This window comes from Fusobacterium sp. FSA-380-WT-3A (genome assembly GCF_012843705.1).
GTDB lineage: Bacteria > Fusobacteriota > Fusobacteriia > Fusobacteriales > Fusobacteriaceae > Fusobacterium_B.
This window is the reverse complement of the sequence record NZ_JABAFQ010000001.1, coordinates 42732-61490: the sequence shown is the minus strand read 5'-3', so window position 1 is coordinate 61490 and position 18759 is coordinate 42732. Positions and strand designations below refer to the sequence as shown.

The following is an 18759-nucleotide window of genomic DNA, read 5'->3' as shown; positions in this document are numbered from 1 at the left end:
TTAGTTATGGATTTTAATAAAATTATTGATAGACATGGAACTTTTTGTACTCAATGGGATTATATAGAAGATAGATTTGGAAAAGGAAATGGTGATATTACACCATTTTCTATTTCTGATACTGATTTTGAAGTACCTAAAGAAATATATGAAGGACTTTTAAAAAGAATAAATCATAAAATATATGGTTATTCTAGGTGGAATCATCATGAATATAAAGGAGCTATTAAAAATTGGTTTTTAAAAAGACACAATACTAACATAGAGGAAGAGTGGATAGTTTATTCTCCATCTGTTTTATATAGTATTTCATTAATTTTAAGATTTTATTTAAATAAAAATAATAAAAAAATTATGACTCATACTCCTAGATATGATGGTTTTTCAAAACTATTATCAATTTATGAAGTCTATGATATTCAATTAAAAGAAATTGAAAAAGGAGTTTTTATAACTGATTTTGAAAAAATTGAAAATGGTTTTAAAGAAGGAGTAAAAGTATTTTTACTTTGTAATCCTGAAAATCCCACAGGAAAAGTCTGGTCAGAAGAAGAATTAAAAAAATTAATTTCTCTTTGCAAAAAATATAAAGTTTTATTAATTTCTGATGATATTCATATGGATATACTTAGAAAAAAATATACCCCTGTTTTAAAGTTAGATATTGAAAATTGTATTATTTTTAGTTCTCCTACTAAGACTTTTAATACTCCTGCTCTTGGTGGTTCATATGGTATTATTCCTAATGAAGAATTAAGAAAGAAATTCCTTTTTTATACAAAAGAAATTGATTCTGTTTCTTCAGCTAGTATTTTAAGTATTATTTCTACTATTATAGCTTATAATCAATGTGATTATTGGGTAGATGAATTAAATAAGTATATTTTAACTAATTGTGAATATGTAAAAACTGAATTAGATAACTATAGAAAATTAAAAGTTTATATACCTGAAGCAACTTATTTAATGTGGATTGATTTTAAGGAAACTAACATAAAACCTCAATTATTAAAAGAAACTTTAATAAAAGAATGTAAGGTAGGAATTATGTTTGGTGAAGTTTATGGAGATTCTACCAGAATGAGACTAAATGTTGGATGTCCAAAAGAAAAATTGATACTTGCTGTAAAAGGGATAAAAAAAGCTTTAGATATTTTAAAAAATAATGTATAATATCTATTGAAAATATTTTTAAGGAGAAATTATGAATAAAGTGGATAAATCATCTCCTATTCCTTTATATATACAAGTAGAAGAAATTTTAAAAGAAATGTTATTTAGTAAAGAATATTCTAATAATTTTTTACCTAATGAATATGAGCTTATGAACATGTTATCAGTTAGTAGAGATACTTTAAGAAAAGCTATGAAAAATTTAGAAATTCAAGGACTTATTGAAAGAATTAGAGGAAAAGGAACAAGGCTCAATCAAAAACCAGAAAAGATAAATACTACCCTTTCAGAATGGCATAGTTTTACAGACGAAATGAGTAAAAAAAATCAAAATCTTTTTTATAAATATTCAATAGTAGAATATTGTGAAGCTCCAGAAGAAGTACAGAATCTTTTTTTAAGTGACCAAAAAGTAGTAAAACTTATTCGAGCTAAAGGATTTAAAAATCCTGATGTATATTTTATAAGTTATTTTAATCCTATTTTTCTTTTAGAAGAAGATAAAGATTTTATGAATGGCAATTTTGAAAAATTATATGAGTATTTAGAAAAAAAACACAATATTATTCCTGAATTTTCTTATGAAGAAATAAGTGCTACTATGCCTGATGGAGATATATCTAAAAAATTATGTATTGTTGATAAAAATATTCCTATTCTTTGTAGAAAAAGAAAAGTTTATACACTAGATAATATTCTTATAGAATATAATTTAGGATTTTATCGTGCTGATAAATTTACTTATAATATAACTTTAAAAAATAAAATAGAAGAATAATAAAAAACTCGAGATTTCTCTCGAGTTTTTTATTAATATTACACTTTTTATTAAAATAAATTCTCAAAAAATAAAAATATTTACTTTTAATATAAAAAATGTTATAATATTTAAGTTGAATATAAATTTAAGAATAAGGAGAAAATTATGGATACTTATCCCCAATGTAAAATAACAATTAAAAATTTAATATGAATTACAGAGGGATAATGTTTTTTCCTCTGTAAAAGGAGGAAAAATGTTTGAAAAAATAGTAAGAGAACTTCTTGAAAAAAAAGATTTAAAAGGATTACAAGGAGTTTTAAACTCTGAAACTCCTGTAAAAATTATTGAATTTTTTGAAAATAATGAAGAAAATGAAAAAGATTTAATAATTTTATTTAGGCTTCTAAATAAAGAAAAGGCAGCTGAAGTATTTGCTGAATTAGACCCTGATATGCAAATGAAACTAATAAGCTCTATCAATGACGAAAAGTTACAAGGACTTTTAGAAGAACTTTACTTTGATGATATGATAGATTTTATTGAAGAGATGCCTTCAAATGTTGTAAAAAGAGTTTTAGAAAACTATAAAAATGAAAATCGTTCTTTGATAAATCAATTTTTATCTTATGAGGAAGATTCTGCTGGAAGTTTAATGACAATAGAATATCTTTCTCTAAAAAGTAACTGGACTGTAAAAGATAGTCTTTTATTTATAAGAAAAAAAGTTGAAGAATTAGAGACTATAGATGTTGCTTATGTAACAGAAAACAAAAAACTTATTGGTGAAATTTCTTTAAAAAATTTATTAATTTCAAATGATAATGATTTAATAGAAAATGTCATGAATAAAAATATTTTATATGTTACAACTTCTACAAATCAAGAAGAAGCAATAGATTTATTTAAAAAATATGATTTAACAGTATTACCTGTTATTGACAAAGAAAATATATTAGTTGGAATTATCACAATAGATGATGTTGTGGATGCTATTGAAGAAGAAAATACAGAAGACTTCCAAAAAATGGCTGCTATGGCTCCAAGTAAAGAGGAGTATTTAGATTCATCTGTATTTCAACTAGCTAAAAATCGTCTAACTTGGCTTTTAGTTTTAATGGTTTCTGCTACTTTTACAGGTACAATTATAAGTAAATATGAAAATATTATTGAACAAATGGTAGTCCTTGCTGCAGCTATTCCAATGCTTATGGATACAGGTGGAAATGCTGGTTCTCAATCTTCTACACTTGTTATCAGAGGAATGGCTTTAGGAGAGATAAAAGATAGTGATTGCCTAAAAGTTTTATGGAAAGAGTTAAGAGTTAGTATGATTGTTGGTATAGGTTTAGGACTTGTTAATTTTTTACGTATGAAACTTATTTTAAAAAATGATTTAAAAATTTCCCTTTTAGTTTCTCTAACATTGGGAGTTGTGGTTATAATAGCAAAACTAGTTGGTGGATTACTTCCAATTGGAGCTAAAAAATTAAAACTTGACCCAGCTATAATGGCTGGACCATTAGTTACAACAATAGTAGATGCTTTGGCTCTAGTAATATATTTCTATATGGCTATGTTACTTTACAAAGATGTTTTAAATATATAACATTGAATAATTATACTAGATATGCTATAATTCCCTTGAGATTTTATAAAATATTTTAGGTGATGATAATGAAAGCTTTGTTATTAATAGACTTACAAAATGATTTTTGTAAAAATGGTGCTCTAGAAGTTAAAGATGGAGATAAAGTTATAATTATTGGAAATCTTCTTATGGAAAAATTTAAAAATTCTAATAATATGATACTAGCAACTAAAGATTGGCATCCAATAACTCATAAAAGTTTTGCTAGTAATTCTGATGGAAAAATTGGAGAGATTGGAATATTAAATGGTTTACCTCAAGTTTGGTGGCCAAACCATTGTGTTGAAAATACAAAGGGTAGTGAATTTCATCCTGACTTAAATTCTAAATATATAGATAAAATTATTTTTAAAGGAACAGATAAAGAAATTGATTCTTACAGTGGATTTTTCGATAATGGAAAATTAAATAAAACTGAACTAGACTCTATTTTAAAGAAAAATAATGTAGACACTCTATATATTATGGGATTAGCTACAGATTTCTGCGTAAAATTTACAGTATTAGATGCCCTTCAGTTAGGTTATAAAGTATATCTAGTTGAAGATGGTTGTAGAGGAGTAAATTTAACTCCTAATTCTTCATTAGAAGCTATTAATGAAATGAAGAAAAAAGGAGCTATTATTATTAATAGCTCTGAAATTTTATAAAAAATATAAATTTTTATAAGAACTATTACAAATAATTTGTAATAGTTCTTTTTTTATATCAATTCTATTAAAAATTTAATACAATATTATTAAATTTTAAAGACAATTTATTATTTTTTCTTTTATTTTATAAATAATAATTTACTAATTATAAATTTTATTGTATAATATACATTGTGTGTATTAAAAATATAAATAGGAGGAGGAAACAAAAATGATAAAATTAATAGGTGTTTTATTAATTTTAGTAGGATTTACATTAAAATTAGATACTATTGCAGTAGTTCTAATAGCTGGTCTTGCTACTGGACTTGTATCTTCTATGAATCTTACAGAAATTTTAGGCGTACTGGGAAGTGCCTTTGTTGCTACTAGATATATGACATTATTGTTATTAACTCTAGCTACTGTAGGTATATTAGAAAGAAATGGTTTAAGAGAAAGAGCAGCTAAATGTATATCTTCTCTTCAAGGAGCTACTTGTGGAAAAGTATTAACTCTTTATGTAATTATTAGGACAATAGCAAGTGCAATGTCTTTAAGACTAGGAGGACATGTACAATTTATTAGACCACTTGTATATCCTATGGCCAAAGGAGCAGCTGAAAAAGAGAAAAAAATAACAAAAGAATTAGATGAAGAATTAAAAGGACTAGCTAATAGTATGGAAAACTATGGGAATTTTTATGGACAAAATGTTTTCGTAGCTTCTTCTGGAGTTTTATTAATTCTTGGAACTTTACAAGAGGCAGGAATACAAGGAGTAGAAGCTTATGATATAGCCAAAGCAAGTATTCCTATGGCTATTATAGCCATTATTTTGGCTGGAATAAAAAATTATATGTTTGATAAAAAAATAAAAAGAGGTGATATTTAATGATTAACACACTTCTTGAGATAATGTATATAATCTGTGGAATAATTTTAATAGTTTGTGGAGTATATGCTTTATTTGATAAGGAAAATTCTAAAAAATTAGGAACAGCTTGTTTCTGGATAATATTTGGATTTATTTTTATGGCTGGTCCATATATAAATCCTGTAATTGTTGGAGTTTTACTTTTAATAATGGGAATTTTAACAGCTACTAAAAATGTAAAACTTGGAAGTTTAAAAAACAGTGATGATAAATATAGAGAAGCACAAGAGGAAAAAATAGGAAATAAAATATTTATTCCAGCACTTTCTATTGGAGTTGTTGCCTTTTCAATAGCCCAATTTACAAAATTAGGTGGACTTATTGGGTTGGGAATAGGAGCTTTAGTTTCTTTACTTTTAACTATGTTGGTAACAAAAGAAAATATAAAAAATATTCCTTATGATTCTTCAAGAATGTTACAACAAATGGGTCCAAGTGTAATTTTACCACAACTTTTAGGAGCCTTAGGAGCTTTATTTGCTAAAGCTGGAGTTGGAGAAGTTGTAGCTGGAATAATGGGAGGAATCATTCCAGATGGAAGTAAAATTTTTGGAGTAATAGGATATTGTGTAGCTATGGCAGTATTTACAATGATAATGGGAAATGCTTTCGCTGCCTTTGCTGTAATTACAGCTGGAATCGGAGTTCCATTTGTAATAAATATTGGAGGAAATCCAGCAATAGTAGGAGCTTTAGGTCTAACAGCTGGATATTGTGGTACACTTCTTACTCCAATGGCGGCAAACTTCAATATAGTTCCAGCTTCTATTTTGGAAATGGAAAATAAAAATGGTATAATATTATCACAAGCTCCTATAGCAATAGCTTTACTTATTATCCATATAATTTTAATGTATTTATTAGCTTTTTAACACAATATAAGGAGGAATTAAAATGAAATTATTAATAACAGGGTTTGACCCTTTTGGAGGAGAAAAAATAAATCCAGCTTGGGAAGCTGTAAAAGGATTACCAGATAATATTGATGGAGTAGAAATAGTAAAATTACAAATTCCTACAGTATTTAAAAAATCAGCTAAAAAATTATTTGAAAATATCGATTTTGTAAAACCAGATGTAGTTATTTGTGTAGGACAAGCTGGTGGAAGATATGAACTTAGTGTTGAGAGAGTTGCTATCAATTTAGATGATGGAAGAATTCCTGATAATGAAGGATATCAACCTGTTGATGTAAAAGTTTTTGAAGATGGAGAAAATGCTTATTTCTCAAGTTTACCAATTAAAGCTATGGTTGAAGAGATAAAAAAATCTGGAATTCCTGCTGCTGTATCAAATACTGCTGGAACTTATGTATGTAATCATATTATGTATTCTTTACTTTACTACATTAATAAAAATAATCTTAATATAAGAGGTGGATTTATCCATGTACCTTATATTACAGAACAAGTTTTAGATAAGAAAAATACTCCATATATGGATTTAAAAACTATTACAAAAGGTTTAGAGTCTTCTATAAAAGCAATAAAAAATAATGAAACAGATATAAAAGTTTCTGGTGGAAAAGAATTCTAATTAAAATAAAAAGAGCTATTATATTTTATAATAAAAAATTTATAATAGCTCTTTTTTATTTTTTGAAAAAATGTGATATAATGCTAAAAAAGGAGGGGAAGTTACATGGAAATTAAATATGGAAAATTAGAAGATATTAATAATTGGATGGATTTGGTAAAAAAAGTAAAAAATAACTTTCCTGGACTAGAAACTGAAGCAGATTTAGAAGAACATAAAAAAACAGTTGAAAAATTTATAAAAAATAAAGAAGCTATCTGTGTAAAAGAAAATAATACTATAGTTGGAGTTTTATTATTTTCTAAGAAGGAAAAAATATTGTGTTTTTTAGCTGTTGATAAAAATTATCGTAGACAACATTTAGGTGAAGCAATGTTAAATAAGATGTTAGAAAATTTTAATTTAGATGATGAGATAAAGGTTTCAACTTATAGAGAGGGAGTTTCTGAGGGAATCGCTGCAAGATTATTTTATAAAAAATTAGGATTTATTGAGGGAGAATTAACAGAAGAATTTAACTATCCTGTACAAATTTTTACTTTAAAAAATAAAATAAATTACAAAATAAGAAATATAAGAGAGAGTGAATATTTTTTACTTGATGATTTTTTATATAAAGCTATTTATATTCCTAAAAATATGATTCCTCCTCCAAAAGAAATAACTAAATTACCTGAACTACAAATATATATTAAAGATTTTGGAAAATTTAAAGATGATATAGCCTTAGTAGCTGAATTAAATAATAAAATAGTTGGTATTATTTGGACAAGAATAATGAATGATTATGGTCATGTAGATGATAAAACTCCATCTCTTGCTATGTCTGTTGACAAAGAATATCAAAAAAGGGGAATTGGTACCTCTCTTCTAAAAAATATGATAGAATTTTTGAAAGAAAATAATTATAAGAAAGTTTCTCTTTCTGTCCAAAAAGAAAATTATGCAGTAAGATTATACAAAAAAGTAGGATTTAAAGTTATAACTGAAACTGATGAAGAGTATATAATGATATTGGAATTTTAGGTTGTTTTTATTTTTTATATAAAAATGTGAGTCCAATATAAATTTATAAAAAAGGACAGATAAAAACTCTGTCCTCTTTATTTTTTAATATAATTAATAATCAAAAAGATGTTTAATTAAAAATACTTCATTTTCTTTTAAACTTTCTAAAATTATTCTCCTTTTTCTAGTATATAAAAAAAAGCCATTATAGGCTTTTTTTCTCCCTACATTCATAGGGTTTCTTGTTTTACTATCCTCATTTTTGAACTTAGGTTCGGATTCCTAAAATCTTATCTGTCCTCATTTTTGAACTTAGGTTCGGATTCCTAAAATCTTATCTGTCCTCATTTTTGAACTTAGGTTCGGATTCCTAGTCTTTATTTTACTAATAATAGTATACTCTATTTTTTTTAAATGTCAATATCTATACCTAAAATTTTGATGAGAAATAATATCTTTTCCACTTATTAATGAAAAATAATAGTTTTTTAAAAATTCTAAATCTTTCCTAGAAATTTCATTTAAAATTTTATCTTTATTTTCATTGTCTTTTAAAAGTTTTTCTATTTCTCTAAAATAATACACTCTCATCTTTTCATATTTATTTTTTTTTGTTTTCCATATAATAAAAAGAATTGTAAATATAATAATATCAAAAATTAAAAAAAATATCATATGTATCTTAGGATTCATAAATACCCCCCTATTTTTCTTTAATTAAATTAGAATATTTGCCATTAAAAACTAAATTTCTTAGATAAAACTTTTTTAAATCACTAAGATTAAATAATTTAGGTGGTTTTTTTATACATGTATTTTCATCAATTTTTTTAAGTTTAATTGATTTTAAAGATAAAATATTTTTTGCTTGAGGAGAATTTAAATCTTCCTTTTTAAATTTTTTCTTATAAGGAAAAGAAATTGAATTACATTTTGAATCCGAAATATCAGTTTCTAATTGATAATATTTTTCTTTTTTAAAATTTTCACTCTCTTTTTCTCTTTCATAAATTTTAAAAATAATAGGGTAAATTAATCTCCTTTTAAAAGTTGCTATTTTAAACTTTTATTTATAAATATCTCCACGACTTCCAATATCTAAAACTATAACTATAATTTTATCTTTATGAACTTCAAATAAAGCTCGATTATTTCTAATTCTTAATCTATATGTGAATCATTTGAACAATGATATTTTTTAATATCATATTTTTTATATTATCATTATTTTCTGTTAATTCTTTAATGTGTATAATACATATTATACATATTTTTTTTGTTTGTTGTCAATTTTTTACTATTGATAGTTTATTTGATAAAATATTAGAAAAAGCAGAAAGTTTTATAAGAAAAAGAGCTGAATTATCTTTAATACAACCTGATAAAAAAAATATAGAAAAAAATGATTAAAAATTTTAAAAGACAGATAAAAAAATCTGTCCTCTTTATTTTTTAATATAATTAATAATCAAAAAGATGTTTAATTAAAAATACTTGATTTTCTTTTAAACTTTCTAAAATATAATTAATTTGTTTTTCATTTGCTTCTTTATCACTTTTTTTATAAACATACTTAAAAAGAGTATGATACCTATCACAAAAATCAAAAATTTCTTTAAGTTCTTCTCTTGTAATTCCATTTTTTATAAAAATATCATTTCCAAAAACAAGTTCATAATGATTTGTATTAATTTTTATTTCCTCGTTCCAAAGTTTAAAGAACATTTCCTCTCTTAGTTTCTTATCTTCTATAAATTTCATTTCTTCCCCTCATTACTCAACATTTAATTAATTATATTACAATCTTTTATATTTTTCAATGGAAATGGTATAAGACAATATTTAATTGTCATTTTTAACTAAAACCATTGAAGAAAATAAAATAGACTCTAGGGAAATAAAATAATTTAATAAAGTCAATAGATATTAATATACAAGAAAAATCAAGTTTAATTTGAGTAAGAATAGATAAATTAACAGAAGTATATAAATCACAAATTAATTATCTATGACCATTCTTAAAAAATTTAATGATATATTGGTACTAACCAAAAATAACCATAAAACTAACAAATATAATGGCGCTCCTAGAAGGGTTCGAACCCTCAACCCTCTGATCCGAAGTCAGATGCTCTATCCAATTGAGCTATAGAAGCTAACCTTATAAATTTTAACATATTTTAAATATTAATACAATAGATAAAAATATCTATTAACTATTTTTTCTTAAAATATCTATAATTTTTTTGAAATCTAATTTTTCATTTTTAAATAATGCTTGGCTAATATATCTATTTATCTCTAAAATTTTTTCGTTAGCTCCATTCTTTAAAAGTATATCTTCAAAATGTGCTTTAGGACTAAAATTATATTTTTCTTTCATATAAATACAATAATTTTCATAAAATTCTTTATCATCTTTAGAATTTTTCATATTTTTAAAGAAACCTTTATAATTTTTAGTTTTTCTTTTTTTATCATATAAAAGTTTTACAATTATTCCACCCTCAACAATAACTATAACTCCTAAAATTCCAATGATAATTAATAGATTGTTATTGACTTTTGTATCATTTGTAGGTAGAGTTTTAATTTCTATTATATTTTTTTCTACAGTTGTAGAATTAGGATTACTTGTATTGTTATTAACTATTGGAGATTTTGGAGTAGTAGTAGGAATAGTTTCTCCAATAACTTCAATATTTTTTCCCTCTATAACTAAATCTTTATATTTTTTCTCATTTACATCAAAATATGAAAGTTTTATATCTGGTGTTTTAAGTTTTCCATTTTTTCTAGGAATAAAAGCTATTTCAAAATCTTTATTAGCTTCATATTTTCCATTTATAATTTTTTCACTATAATTTGTAATAGATTGATAAATATTAAAATCTTGATTATCAAATGGGATAGTATTTAAAAACTCTAAGTTTACATCTCCATAAAGTCTTAGTTTTAACACAAAAGATTGTCCCACATCAATAGAAGCTTTATTATCCCAATTAACTTCACCTTTTAAACTACTTCCAACAATATTTTGAAAATTATTGGGTTTCCCCTCTTCTGGTAAAGGAATAATTTTTATAGATATATCTTTTCCTCCAACATATTTTGGTTCAGATGTAGAAATATTAAAAAAATCACTCTCTTTTGCTTCTGTATAAGAGATAAGACCTGAAACAATATTTTTTTCTCCTGAAAAGTTTGCTTCTAAAACTCCCTCTTTAATAAGGACTTCTAAAGCTTCTCCAGAAGGAGTATTTATTCTTTTTACTATTGGACTTCCTTGATTATTTCTAGGTGTTAAATCTTTAAAATTAAAATCTGTAAATACAGGTTGTCCTGTATATCCATAATTATTTAATGAAGTTCTAACAATTAATTTTTCAAAATAAGGAATTTTTTCTCCCATATAATATTCTCTTTTATATTGAGAATTATCTGTAGTAACATAACTATTTTCTGTATTTATTTTATTATTTTTAGAAACATTAATAGTAACTTTATCAGATACTTTTTTACCATTTACATTAAGAATTAAATCAAAAACTCCCTCATTTAAAGGTAATACAGTATAAATTTCTGAATAAGATTTACTAGATTTTCCATTTATCCAACTAGATTGACTACGACTGCTTTTTCCCATACTTTGGAAATTTTCAATTCCCTCTATTTTATAATCATCTTTTTTTTCATCTGTAAATTCTACTGTTATTTTTATAGGAACTCCAACTCTAGCATTTGGATTGTCCACTGTAAGTGTAGCTCCAAAAGTTATAATATTTATAATTGTCAATAAGAAAAAAAATGAAAACATTTTAAAAAATTTACCATCTATTTTTAGTATCATTTTTACCAACTCCTATTAGTCTTTCATTATTTTTAAAAGATTGTTTTTCATTTCCCTCTAATTTCTTTAATACCATTTCTAATTCTTTTTTATCTCTTGCTTTTTCTATATCTGTAGAAAATTGTGCTTGTGAATTAGTTGTATTTTGCTGTTGTTTATTATTTTGATTATCATTTTGTTTATCTTGATTTTGAGAATTTTGACTATTTTGATTATTTTGTTGATTATCATTATTTTGATTTTTATCTTGTTGCTGATTATTCTCTTGATTTTGTTGATTATTATTTTTATCTTGCTCTTGTTTATCTTGGTTATTATTCTGATTTTGTTTGTCATTATTATTAGATTGATTTTGCTGATTATTATTTTGATTGTTTTTATCCTGATTATTTTGTTGTTGATTATCTTTTTTATTCTTATCATCTTGTTTATTATTTTGTTTATCTTGTTTATCCTTATTTTTATCTTGATTATTTTGATTTTGGTTATTATTTTCTAATTTTTTTAGAACTATTTCATAATTTTTCTTAATATTCATATCTCCATTTTCAAGCATAGCTGATTTATAATACTCTAAAGATTTTTCTAAATTATCTTTTTGATTTTCTTTTAAAGTTTCATTAGAATTATTCTTTTGTTTATTTTCAGAAAGCTTTACTATTGAATTTCCTTTTAGAAATCCAGCGTTTACAGGATTTTTTAAAACTTTTTCATACTCTTTAGCTTCATAATCATTAATTATAAGGTTTATTCTTATCCCATAATCATCTTTTATATTAAGAGCTTTTTCGTAATACTCTCTAGCCTTATCATAATTTTTAGAATAGTAATTTTTATTTCCCATTTTTACATAATAATAAATCATCATATCTTTATATGAAAATATTATAAAAAGGAGAGAGGTTATAAAAATTGATATAAATAAATATTTTTTATTCTTCATATTTTACCCTTCCTTTTAGAAAATAACCTAATAAAATAAAAATCAATCCAAATCCCAAGAAAATTTGATAATATTTTTTATAAATTGCTAATTTTTCATTTTTTATATTATTCTTTTCTAAAGAATTTATCTCTGTTAAAAACTCTAAAGTATTATTTTGAAGATTGTTTACCTCATAATATTTTCCTTTAGAATTATTAGACATCTCTTTTAAAAAATCAGAATTTAATTGACTTACAACCACATTCCCTTTTTCATCTTTTATAAAACCAGTAGTTTGATTATCAGGAATAACTGCTCCTTTAGAAGTTCCAATTCCAACAGTATAAACTACAATTTTATTATCTTTTATAAAATCTAAAACTTTTTTATCATAGTCTCCACCATCAGAAATTACAAGAACAATTTTATTATCACTTTCTATCTCATTAAAAGAATTATTAGCTATAACAAGTCCCTCATAAATATTTGTCCCTCCACCTGTAATAAGATTTGTATCAATAACATTTATATAATTTTCTGCTATTGTATAATCATCAGTTAGAGGCATTTGAATATAAGCACTATCAGAAAAAGGAATAATTCCTATTTTATCCCCTTTAAGATTTTTTATAATCTCCTTGGTAACTCTTTTAGCTCCCTCAATTCTATTTGGATAAACATCTTTTGTAAGCATAGAGCGAGAAGTATCAATAAGTACATAGATACTGTTTCCTTTTCTCTCTACATTTTGCTCTTCTAAAAATTTTTCAGGAGAAAGTAGGGAGATACAAACAAGAACGGTCCCAATACTTATAAAAAATATTTTTAAATGAGAAATTTTTTTATTATTTGAGAGATTTAAAAGTTTTAAACCTCTATTTTTCTTTTTCAATCCCATTATTAAGATAACCATCATAAAAATGGGAAAAATAAAATAAATTAAATTTTCTAAATTTCCAAATTTCATTATATCCTTCCCCTATGGTAATCTTATAAATAATAAAAATTCAAAGAAAATTCCAATAATTAAAAATAGTAAACTTGCTTTTACAAATCCCATATATAACTCTTCTTTTTGGAAAAACTCATCTTTTTCAAGTTCTGTTTTTTCTAAAGAGTTTATTTTTTCAAAAATTTCATTAAAAGATTTTTCATCACTAGCTCTAAAATATTCTCCGCCAGTTTCTTTAGCTATAGTTTTCAAAAGATTTTCATCAAGCTCTCTATTTCTAACTTTTGTCATTCCACCAAACCAAGGAACTTCCCTTTCGTAAGCTCCTATACCAATAGTATATATTTTTATTCCAAGTTTTTTTGCAAGTTTTGTAGCTTCAATAGGAGATAACTCCCCAGAGTTATTTTCTCCATCAGTCATAAGAATTACAACTTTTGATTTTGAAGTAGAATCTTTAAGTCTATTTAAAGATACACCAATTCCCATTCCAATGGCTGTTTGATTGTTACTTGTAATATCACTAACTTTTATTTTTTCAACAGTTTCTCTTACCATTGAATTATCAAAAGTAAGAGGAATTTTTGTATAGGCATCTCCACCAAAAATAATAAGTCCTATTCTATCATTTGTTCTTTTACCTATAAATTTTGATAAAAGTTCCTTTGACTTTTCAAGTCTATTTGGTGAAAAATCTTCTTGCAACATAGACCTAGATAAATCAAGAGCAATTACAATATCTATTCCATCCTTTTTTATTTTATGGTCAGTTACCCTTTGAGGTCTTGCAAGTCCTATTGTCATAAGAATAGCTGAGATTAAAATCAAATATTTTCCTATAAAATATTTTTTACTTTTTAATGAATAATTTTTTATTTTTGAAATACTAGGAACAGTTATAGATTTTTTTCTCTCTTTCTTAAAAAATAAAAATAATATTATAGGGATAAGGAGGAAGAAATAAGGGTCTTGAAATTTAAACATTATTTTCCCCTCCTTTTAACTTATTAAAAATTTTTAATGCTTTTATCTTATAACTATTTTTATCCTCTATTTTATTTTGAGAGAATTTATAATAATCAAGAGTTTTCAAAAATTCAATATCATCTTTTGTGATTAGAGAATTTTCTTTATAGACCCCTGCTAAAAAATTACTTTTACATATATAATCTATATATTCTCTTAAGGCTATACTGATTTCAAAATGAAAATTTTCATCAGAAAGATTTTCTAAAATATTTTTACATTTTTCATCAATAGGAATAATCTTTTCAATTTTTTTCTTTTTACTAAAATTTATAATAAAATAACTTATACTTGTAAGAAACATTATAACTCCCAAAAGAGTTATAAAAGGAAAATCTCCAGAATTTACAATTTTATTACTTTCATCTGTTAAATTCATATAGATATTTTTATCTTCTTTTGTAATTGATGAAGCAACTTTTAAATTTATTTGATTATTTCCAATATCAATTATATTATCTCCAACTTTAAAACTTCTGAAAGTTATTGTATTATCTTTATCAACCCCGTCAATATGATAATCTTTAAAAGATGAAATTATATTTTCTTTGGAAGTGCCCTGTATATTTAGATTGACTTTATCACCTATATAAATATCACTCATAAGCTCCTCCTTCTAAAAAATTTCATAAGAGATTTTACATAATCTTCATCAGTATAAATATCTAACACATTTGGGATTTTTTCTTCTTGAAAATTTATATCCTCTTTTAAATTTCCTACAACAACAGTTTCTCCACTTTCAGAATCTAGTAAATTAAATAAAAATCCCTTTGGAAGAGATTGGAATTTTCTATCAATTATCCTTATAGGAATAACTGTATGTTTTTGTTGTATAAGCTTTAAAGTTTCTTCATAGCCACTATCTAAAAAATCAGATATTAAAAATACAACAGAATGTCTTTTTTGTATTTTATTAAAGAAATTTAAAGCATTTCTTATATCTGTACCTTTTCCTAAAGGTTTAGTATCTAATAAAGCTTCTATAATTCTAAGAGAGTGATTTTTCCCTTTTTGTGGAGGAATAAATTTTTCTATTTTATCAGTAAATAATATTAAACTTACATTATCACTATTTTTTGTAGCACTATAACCTATACTTCCAGCAATTTGTGTAATTAAATCCTCTTTCATTTTAAAATTATTTGAAAGAGATATATCCACCAAAAGAAATATGGAAAGTTCTCTCTCTTCCTCATATTCTTTTATATATGTTTTTCTCTGTCTAGCACTTGTTTTCCAATCAATTCTTTTAACATCATCACCAATTTCATATTTTCTTATATCAGAAAATTCCATTCCATTTCCTTTAAATATAGAACGATAATTTCCTACAAAAAATTCATCAGCCTTTGAAGATATATTCAAATCTATTTTTTTAATTTTTTTCAATAACTCTTCTTTTGTCATAATTACCTCTTTCTATGGTAATTCTACAGATTCTATAATTTCCATAATTATTTCATCAATATTTTTTTCAGAAGCAAGTGCTTCATAAGATAAAATTATTCTGTGGCGTAAAACATCATATATAACTTTTTTAATATCTTCTGGCATTACAAAATTTCTTCCCTCTAAGAAAGCATTAGCTTTTGAAGCTTTTACTAAAGCTATACTTGCTCTTGGAGAAGCTCCACAAGATATAAATTGAGATTTTTCTCTTGTTTTAAATACAATATTTAAAATATACTCTTTTAATTTATCATCAATATAAACTTTTTTAACTTGATTTTTTAAAGAAGTTAGACCATCTTTATCAAGAATTTTTTTAATTTCAATCTCATCAAAATCATTTTCACCAGTGATAAGATTTAAAAATTCCATCTCTTCAGCTTTTGTAGGGTATTCAACTTTTACTTTCATTAAAAATCTATCTTGTTGAGCCTCTGGTAATGGATAAGTTCCATTTTGTTCTATTGGATTTTGAGTAGCAAGAACTATAAAAGGTTTTTCAAGTAAAAAAGTTTCATTGGCAATAGTTACTTGTTTTTCTTGCATTGCCTCTAAAAGTGCAGCTTGTACTTTAGCTGGAGCTCTATTTATTTCATCAGCTAATACAATATTTGCAAAAAGAGGTCCTTTTTTAGTATAAAATTCTCCTGTTTTTTCATTATAAATTTCAGTACCAATTATGTCACTTGGTAATAAATCTGGTGTAAATTGTATTCTAGAAAATTTCAGTCCTAAAGTTTCAGCAATAGTATTTACTGTTAGAGATTTAGCAAGACCGGGAAATCCCTCTAATAAAATATGACTTTCTGTTAAAATTCCAATAAGAATTTTATCTATCATATTTTCTTGTCCAATAACTTTTTTTCTAATTTCTGATTTTAAAATTGAAATAATAGCGTTAGTTTCCAAGTTAATTCACCTCTCGTTTTTAAAAAATTCTATACCTCTCATATGGCACTATAAAGTCAATGATTTTTTGTAAGTATCTAATACTTCTACAAATTCTTTTGGCATTCTTCCAGGTTTTTGTTTATTATAATCAAAGGCCATATTTTTAGTAGAACCTTTTAAAACAACTTCATTTTTTTCATTTACAACTTCATAAAAAGTATCAAAAGAAGCTCTAGTACAATCTATATCTTTTATAAAACATTTTAAATTCTCTCCAAGTTTTACCTCTTTTAGATAATATACATGAGATTCTAATTGAATAATTCCCTTTTCCTCTCCAATGTTTATTTCATCATATCCTAAAGAATTTAAAAATTCCATTCTAGCCTGTTGGAAAATAATTAAAGCTCTCTCATTTCCCATATGACCTCCATAATTTATATCAGATACAATAACTTTATAATCTATTGAAAACATAATATACCTCCATAAAATTTAATTCGATTTTTTAGACTGATAAAAAACTAAAAATTGTTAAATAAAAATATAAAAAATTTAGAAATATACAAATAATTAATTCAATTGTGATATAATATCTTTGTACAGTATGAAAGGAGATATAAAAATGAGTTATCAAAATTCTAAAAATATATATGATGAAGCAATAAAATTTATTCCTGGGGGAGTTAACAGTCCTGTTAGGGCTTTTAAATCTGTAAATAGAGAGGCTCCTATCTTTGTAAAAAAAGCTAAAGGTTCAAAACTTTGGGACGAAGATGGAAATGAGTATATAGATTATATTTGTTCTTGGGGACCAATGATACTTGGACATAATTTTGAAAGAGTTATTGAAGGAGTGAGAGATGAGATTGAAAATGGAAGTTCTTATGGATTACCTACAAAATTAGAAGTAGAACTTGCAAAATTAATAACAAAATCTTGCCCATCAATAGAAAAAGTTAGACTTACAACTTCTGGAACAGAAGCTACAATGTCAGCTGTTAGACTTGCCAGAGCTTATACAATGAGAAATAAAATTTTAAAATTTGAAGGTTGTTATCATGGACATTCTGATGCTCTTTTAGTAAAATCTGGTTCTGGACTTTTAACAGATGGTTATCAAGATAGTAATGGAATTACTGCTGGAGTTCTACAAGATACTTTGACAGTTCCATTTGGTAATAGAGAAAAAATTCAAGAAATATTAGAAAAGGAAGATGTGGCTTGTTTAATAATGGAGCCTGTTCCAGCTAATATGGGAGTAATAACTCCTGATGTAGAATTTTTAAAATTTGTAAGAGAGATTTGTACAAAAACTAAGACAGTTTTAATTTTTGATGAAGTTATTTCTGGATTTAGATTATCACTTGGAGGAGCTCAAGAATATTTTGGAATAACTCCTGATATGACAACTCTTGGAAAAATAATTGGTGGTGGATACCCTGTAGGAGCTTTTGGTGGAAAAAAAGAGATAATGGATTTAGTTGCTCCTATTGGTAGAGTTTATCATGCTGGAACTTTATCAGGAAATCCTATATCTGTAAGAGCTGGACTTGAAACAATAGGATATTTATATGAAAACAGAGAAACTATTTATAAAACTTTAGAAGAAAAAACAAAATATATTACAACTGAATTAGAAAAAATTGCTATGGAATATAATGTGCCTGTTTGTATTAATAGATTAGGTTCTCTTTATACAATATTTTTCACTGATAGAAAAGAGGTTAATAATTTAGAAGATGCTCTTTCATCAAATACAGAAAATTTTGCTATATACTTTAATGAGATGTTAGACAATGGAATTGTTATCCCTCCATCTCAATTTGAAGCACATTTTATTTCTTTAGCTTTAAGTGATGAAGATATAGATAAAACTTTAAAAGTTGCTAGAAAAGCTTTTGAAAAAATTAGTAAAAAATAATTTTTAATAAAAATTTTTAATACAAGAATAGGGTTACAGGAA

Annotated in this window: 20 protein-coding genes, 1 tRNA gene and 1 pseudogene; 10 read left to right on the top strand and 12 right to left on the bottom strand. The window is 24.7% G+C overall.

What is annotated here, in order from left to right:
- Nucleotides 1-6: 6 nt before the first annotated feature.
- The 9 genes and pseudogenes from HF862_RS00290 to HF862_RS10140 all read left to right on the top strand — a co-directional run bounded on the left by HF862_RS00290 (nt 7) and on the right by HF862_RS10140 (nt 7715).
- Nucleotides 7-1173, top strand: a complete 1167-nt coding sequence (locus tag HF862_RS00290; RefSeq protein ID WP_170185927.1) for a MalY/PatB family protein — start codon at nt 7-9, stop codon at nt 1171-1173.
- A gap of 31 nt (nt 1174-1204) precedes the next feature.
- Complete coding sequence (locus HF862_RS00285) at nt 1205-1951, top strand: GntR family transcriptional regulator (protein WP_170185926.1); 747 nt, start codon at nt 1205-1207, stop codon at nt 1949-1951.
- A gap of 238 nt (nt 1952-2189) precedes the next feature.
- Nucleotides 2190-3542, top strand: a complete 1353-nt coding sequence (gene mgtE, locus HF862_RS00280) for a magnesium transporter (protein WP_170185925.1) — start codon at nt 2190-2192, stop codon at nt 3540-3542.
- Between the two features lie 68 nt (nt 3543-3610).
- The gene (pncA, locus tag HF862_RS00275; protein ID WP_170185924.1) at nt 3611-4234 is read left to right on the top strand and encodes a bifunctional nicotinamidase/pyrazinamidase; all 624 of its coding nucleotides are present in this window, start codon (nt 3611-3613) and stop codon (nt 4232-4234) included.
- A gap of 214 nt (nt 4235-4448) precedes the next feature.
- Entirely contained in the window at nt 4449-5111 is a 663-nt protein-coding gene (locus HF862_RS00270) for a DUF969 domain-containing protein (RefSeq protein ID WP_170185923.1), read from the top strand.
- Entirely contained in the window at nt 5111-6025 is a 915-nt protein-coding gene (locus tag HF862_RS00265; RefSeq protein ID WP_027128997.1) for a DUF979 domain-containing protein, read from the top strand. The genes HF862_RS00270 and HF862_RS00265 overlap by 1 nt, the downstream gene beginning before the upstream one ends.
- Nucleotides 6026-6047: 22 nt before the next feature.
- Nucleotides 6048-6689: a pyroglutamyl-peptidase I gene (gene pcp, locus HF862_RS00260; protein WP_170185922.1), complete on the top strand. Its 642-nt coding sequence runs from the start codon at nt 6048-6050 to the stop codon at nt 6687-6689.
- A gap of 105 nt (nt 6690-6794) precedes the next feature.
- Nucleotides 6795-7190: pseudogene (locus tag HF862_RS10145) on the top strand (GNAT family N-acetyltransferase); the annotation flags it as partial.
- A gap of 51 nt (nt 7191-7241) precedes the next feature.
- Nucleotides 7242-7715 carry a GNAT family N-acetyltransferase gene (locus tag HF862_RS10140; protein WP_369694273.1) on the top strand — a complete coding sequence of 158 codons (474 nt, stop codon included), beginning with the start codon at nt 7242-7244 and terminating at the stop codon, nt 7713-7715.
- Between the two features lie 399 nt (nt 7716-8114).
- On the opposite strand, the gene HF862_RS00250 is transcribed toward HF862_RS10140, so the two are convergent.
- The 12 genes from HF862_RS00250 to HF862_RS00195 all read right to left on the bottom strand — a co-directional run bounded on the left by HF862_RS00250 (nt 8115) and on the right by HF862_RS00195 (nt 17270).
- Entirely contained in the window at nt 8115-8390 is a 276-nt protein-coding gene (locus HF862_RS00250) for a hypothetical protein (protein WP_170185920.1), read from the bottom strand.
- A 10-nt stretch (nt 8391-8400) separates the two neighbouring features.
- Nucleotides 8401-8718 (bottom strand): DNA topoisomerase, encoded by a 318-nt coding sequence (locus HF862_RS10135; RefSeq protein ID WP_370456835.1) that lies wholly within the window; start codon nt 8716-8718, stop codon nt 8401-8403.
- A 440-nt stretch (nt 8719-9158) separates the two neighbouring features.
- Nucleotides 9159-9458: a hypothetical protein gene (locus HF862_RS00240; protein WP_170185919.1), complete on the bottom strand. Its 300-nt coding sequence runs from the start codon at nt 9456-9458 to the stop codon at nt 9159-9161.
- Between the two features lie 318 nt (nt 9459-9776).
- A tRNA-Arg gene (locus HF862_RS00235) sits at nt 9777-9853 on the bottom strand.
- Between the two features lie 56 nt (nt 9854-9909).
- Complete coding sequence (locus HF862_RS00230; protein WP_170185918.1) at nt 9910-11547, bottom strand: BatD family protein; 1638 nt, start codon at nt 11545-11547, stop codon at nt 9910-9912.
- The gene (locus tag HF862_RS00225) at nt 11525-12490 is read right to left on the bottom strand and encodes a hypothetical protein (RefSeq protein ID WP_170185917.1); all 966 of its coding nucleotides are present in this window, start codon (nt 12488-12490) and stop codon (nt 11525-11527) included. The genes HF862_RS00230 and HF862_RS00225 overlap by 23 nt, the downstream gene beginning before the upstream one ends.
- Complete coding sequence (locus HF862_RS00220; protein ID WP_170185916.1) at nt 12480-13439, bottom strand: VWA domain-containing protein; 960 nt, start codon at nt 13437-13439, stop codon at nt 12480-12482. The genes HF862_RS00225 and HF862_RS00220 overlap by 11 nt, the downstream gene beginning before the upstream one ends.
- A 12-nt stretch (nt 13440-13451) precedes the next feature.
- Entirely contained in the window at nt 13452-14408 is a 957-nt protein-coding gene (locus tag HF862_RS00215; protein ID WP_170185915.1) for a VWA domain-containing protein, read from the bottom strand.
- Nucleotides 14401-15054 (bottom strand): hypothetical protein, encoded by a 654-nt coding sequence (locus tag HF862_RS00210; protein WP_170185914.1) that lies wholly within the window; start codon nt 15052-15054, stop codon nt 14401-14403. Before HF862_RS00210 ends, HF862_RS00215 begins: the two co-directional genes overlap by 8 nt.
- A complete protein-coding gene (locus HF862_RS00205; RefSeq protein WP_170185913.1) occupies nt 15051-15860 on the bottom strand; it encodes a DUF58 domain-containing protein in 810 nt (269 codons plus the stop codon). Before HF862_RS00205 ends, HF862_RS00210 begins: the two co-directional genes overlap by 4 nt.
- 12 nt (nt 15861-15872) lie before the next feature.
- Entirely contained in the window at nt 15873-16811 is a 939-nt protein-coding gene (locus HF862_RS00200; protein WP_240934726.1) for a MoxR family ATPase, read from the bottom strand.
- A 48-nt stretch (nt 16812-16859) separates the two neighbouring features.
- Nucleotides 16860-17270, bottom strand: coding sequence for a thioesterase family protein (locus tag HF862_RS00195; RefSeq protein ID WP_170185912.1), 411 nt, complete (start codon nt 17268-17270; stop codon nt 16860-16862).
- 148 nt (nt 17271-17418) lie between these two features.
- On the opposite strand from HF862_RS00195, the gene hemL reads away from it, so the two are divergent.
- Nucleotides 17419-18717 (top strand): glutamate-1-semialdehyde 2,1-aminomutase, encoded by a 1299-nt coding sequence (hemL, locus tag HF862_RS00190; RefSeq protein WP_170185911.1) that lies wholly within the window; start codon nt 17419-17421, stop codon nt 18715-18717.
- Nucleotides 18718-18759: the final 42 nt, after the last annotated feature.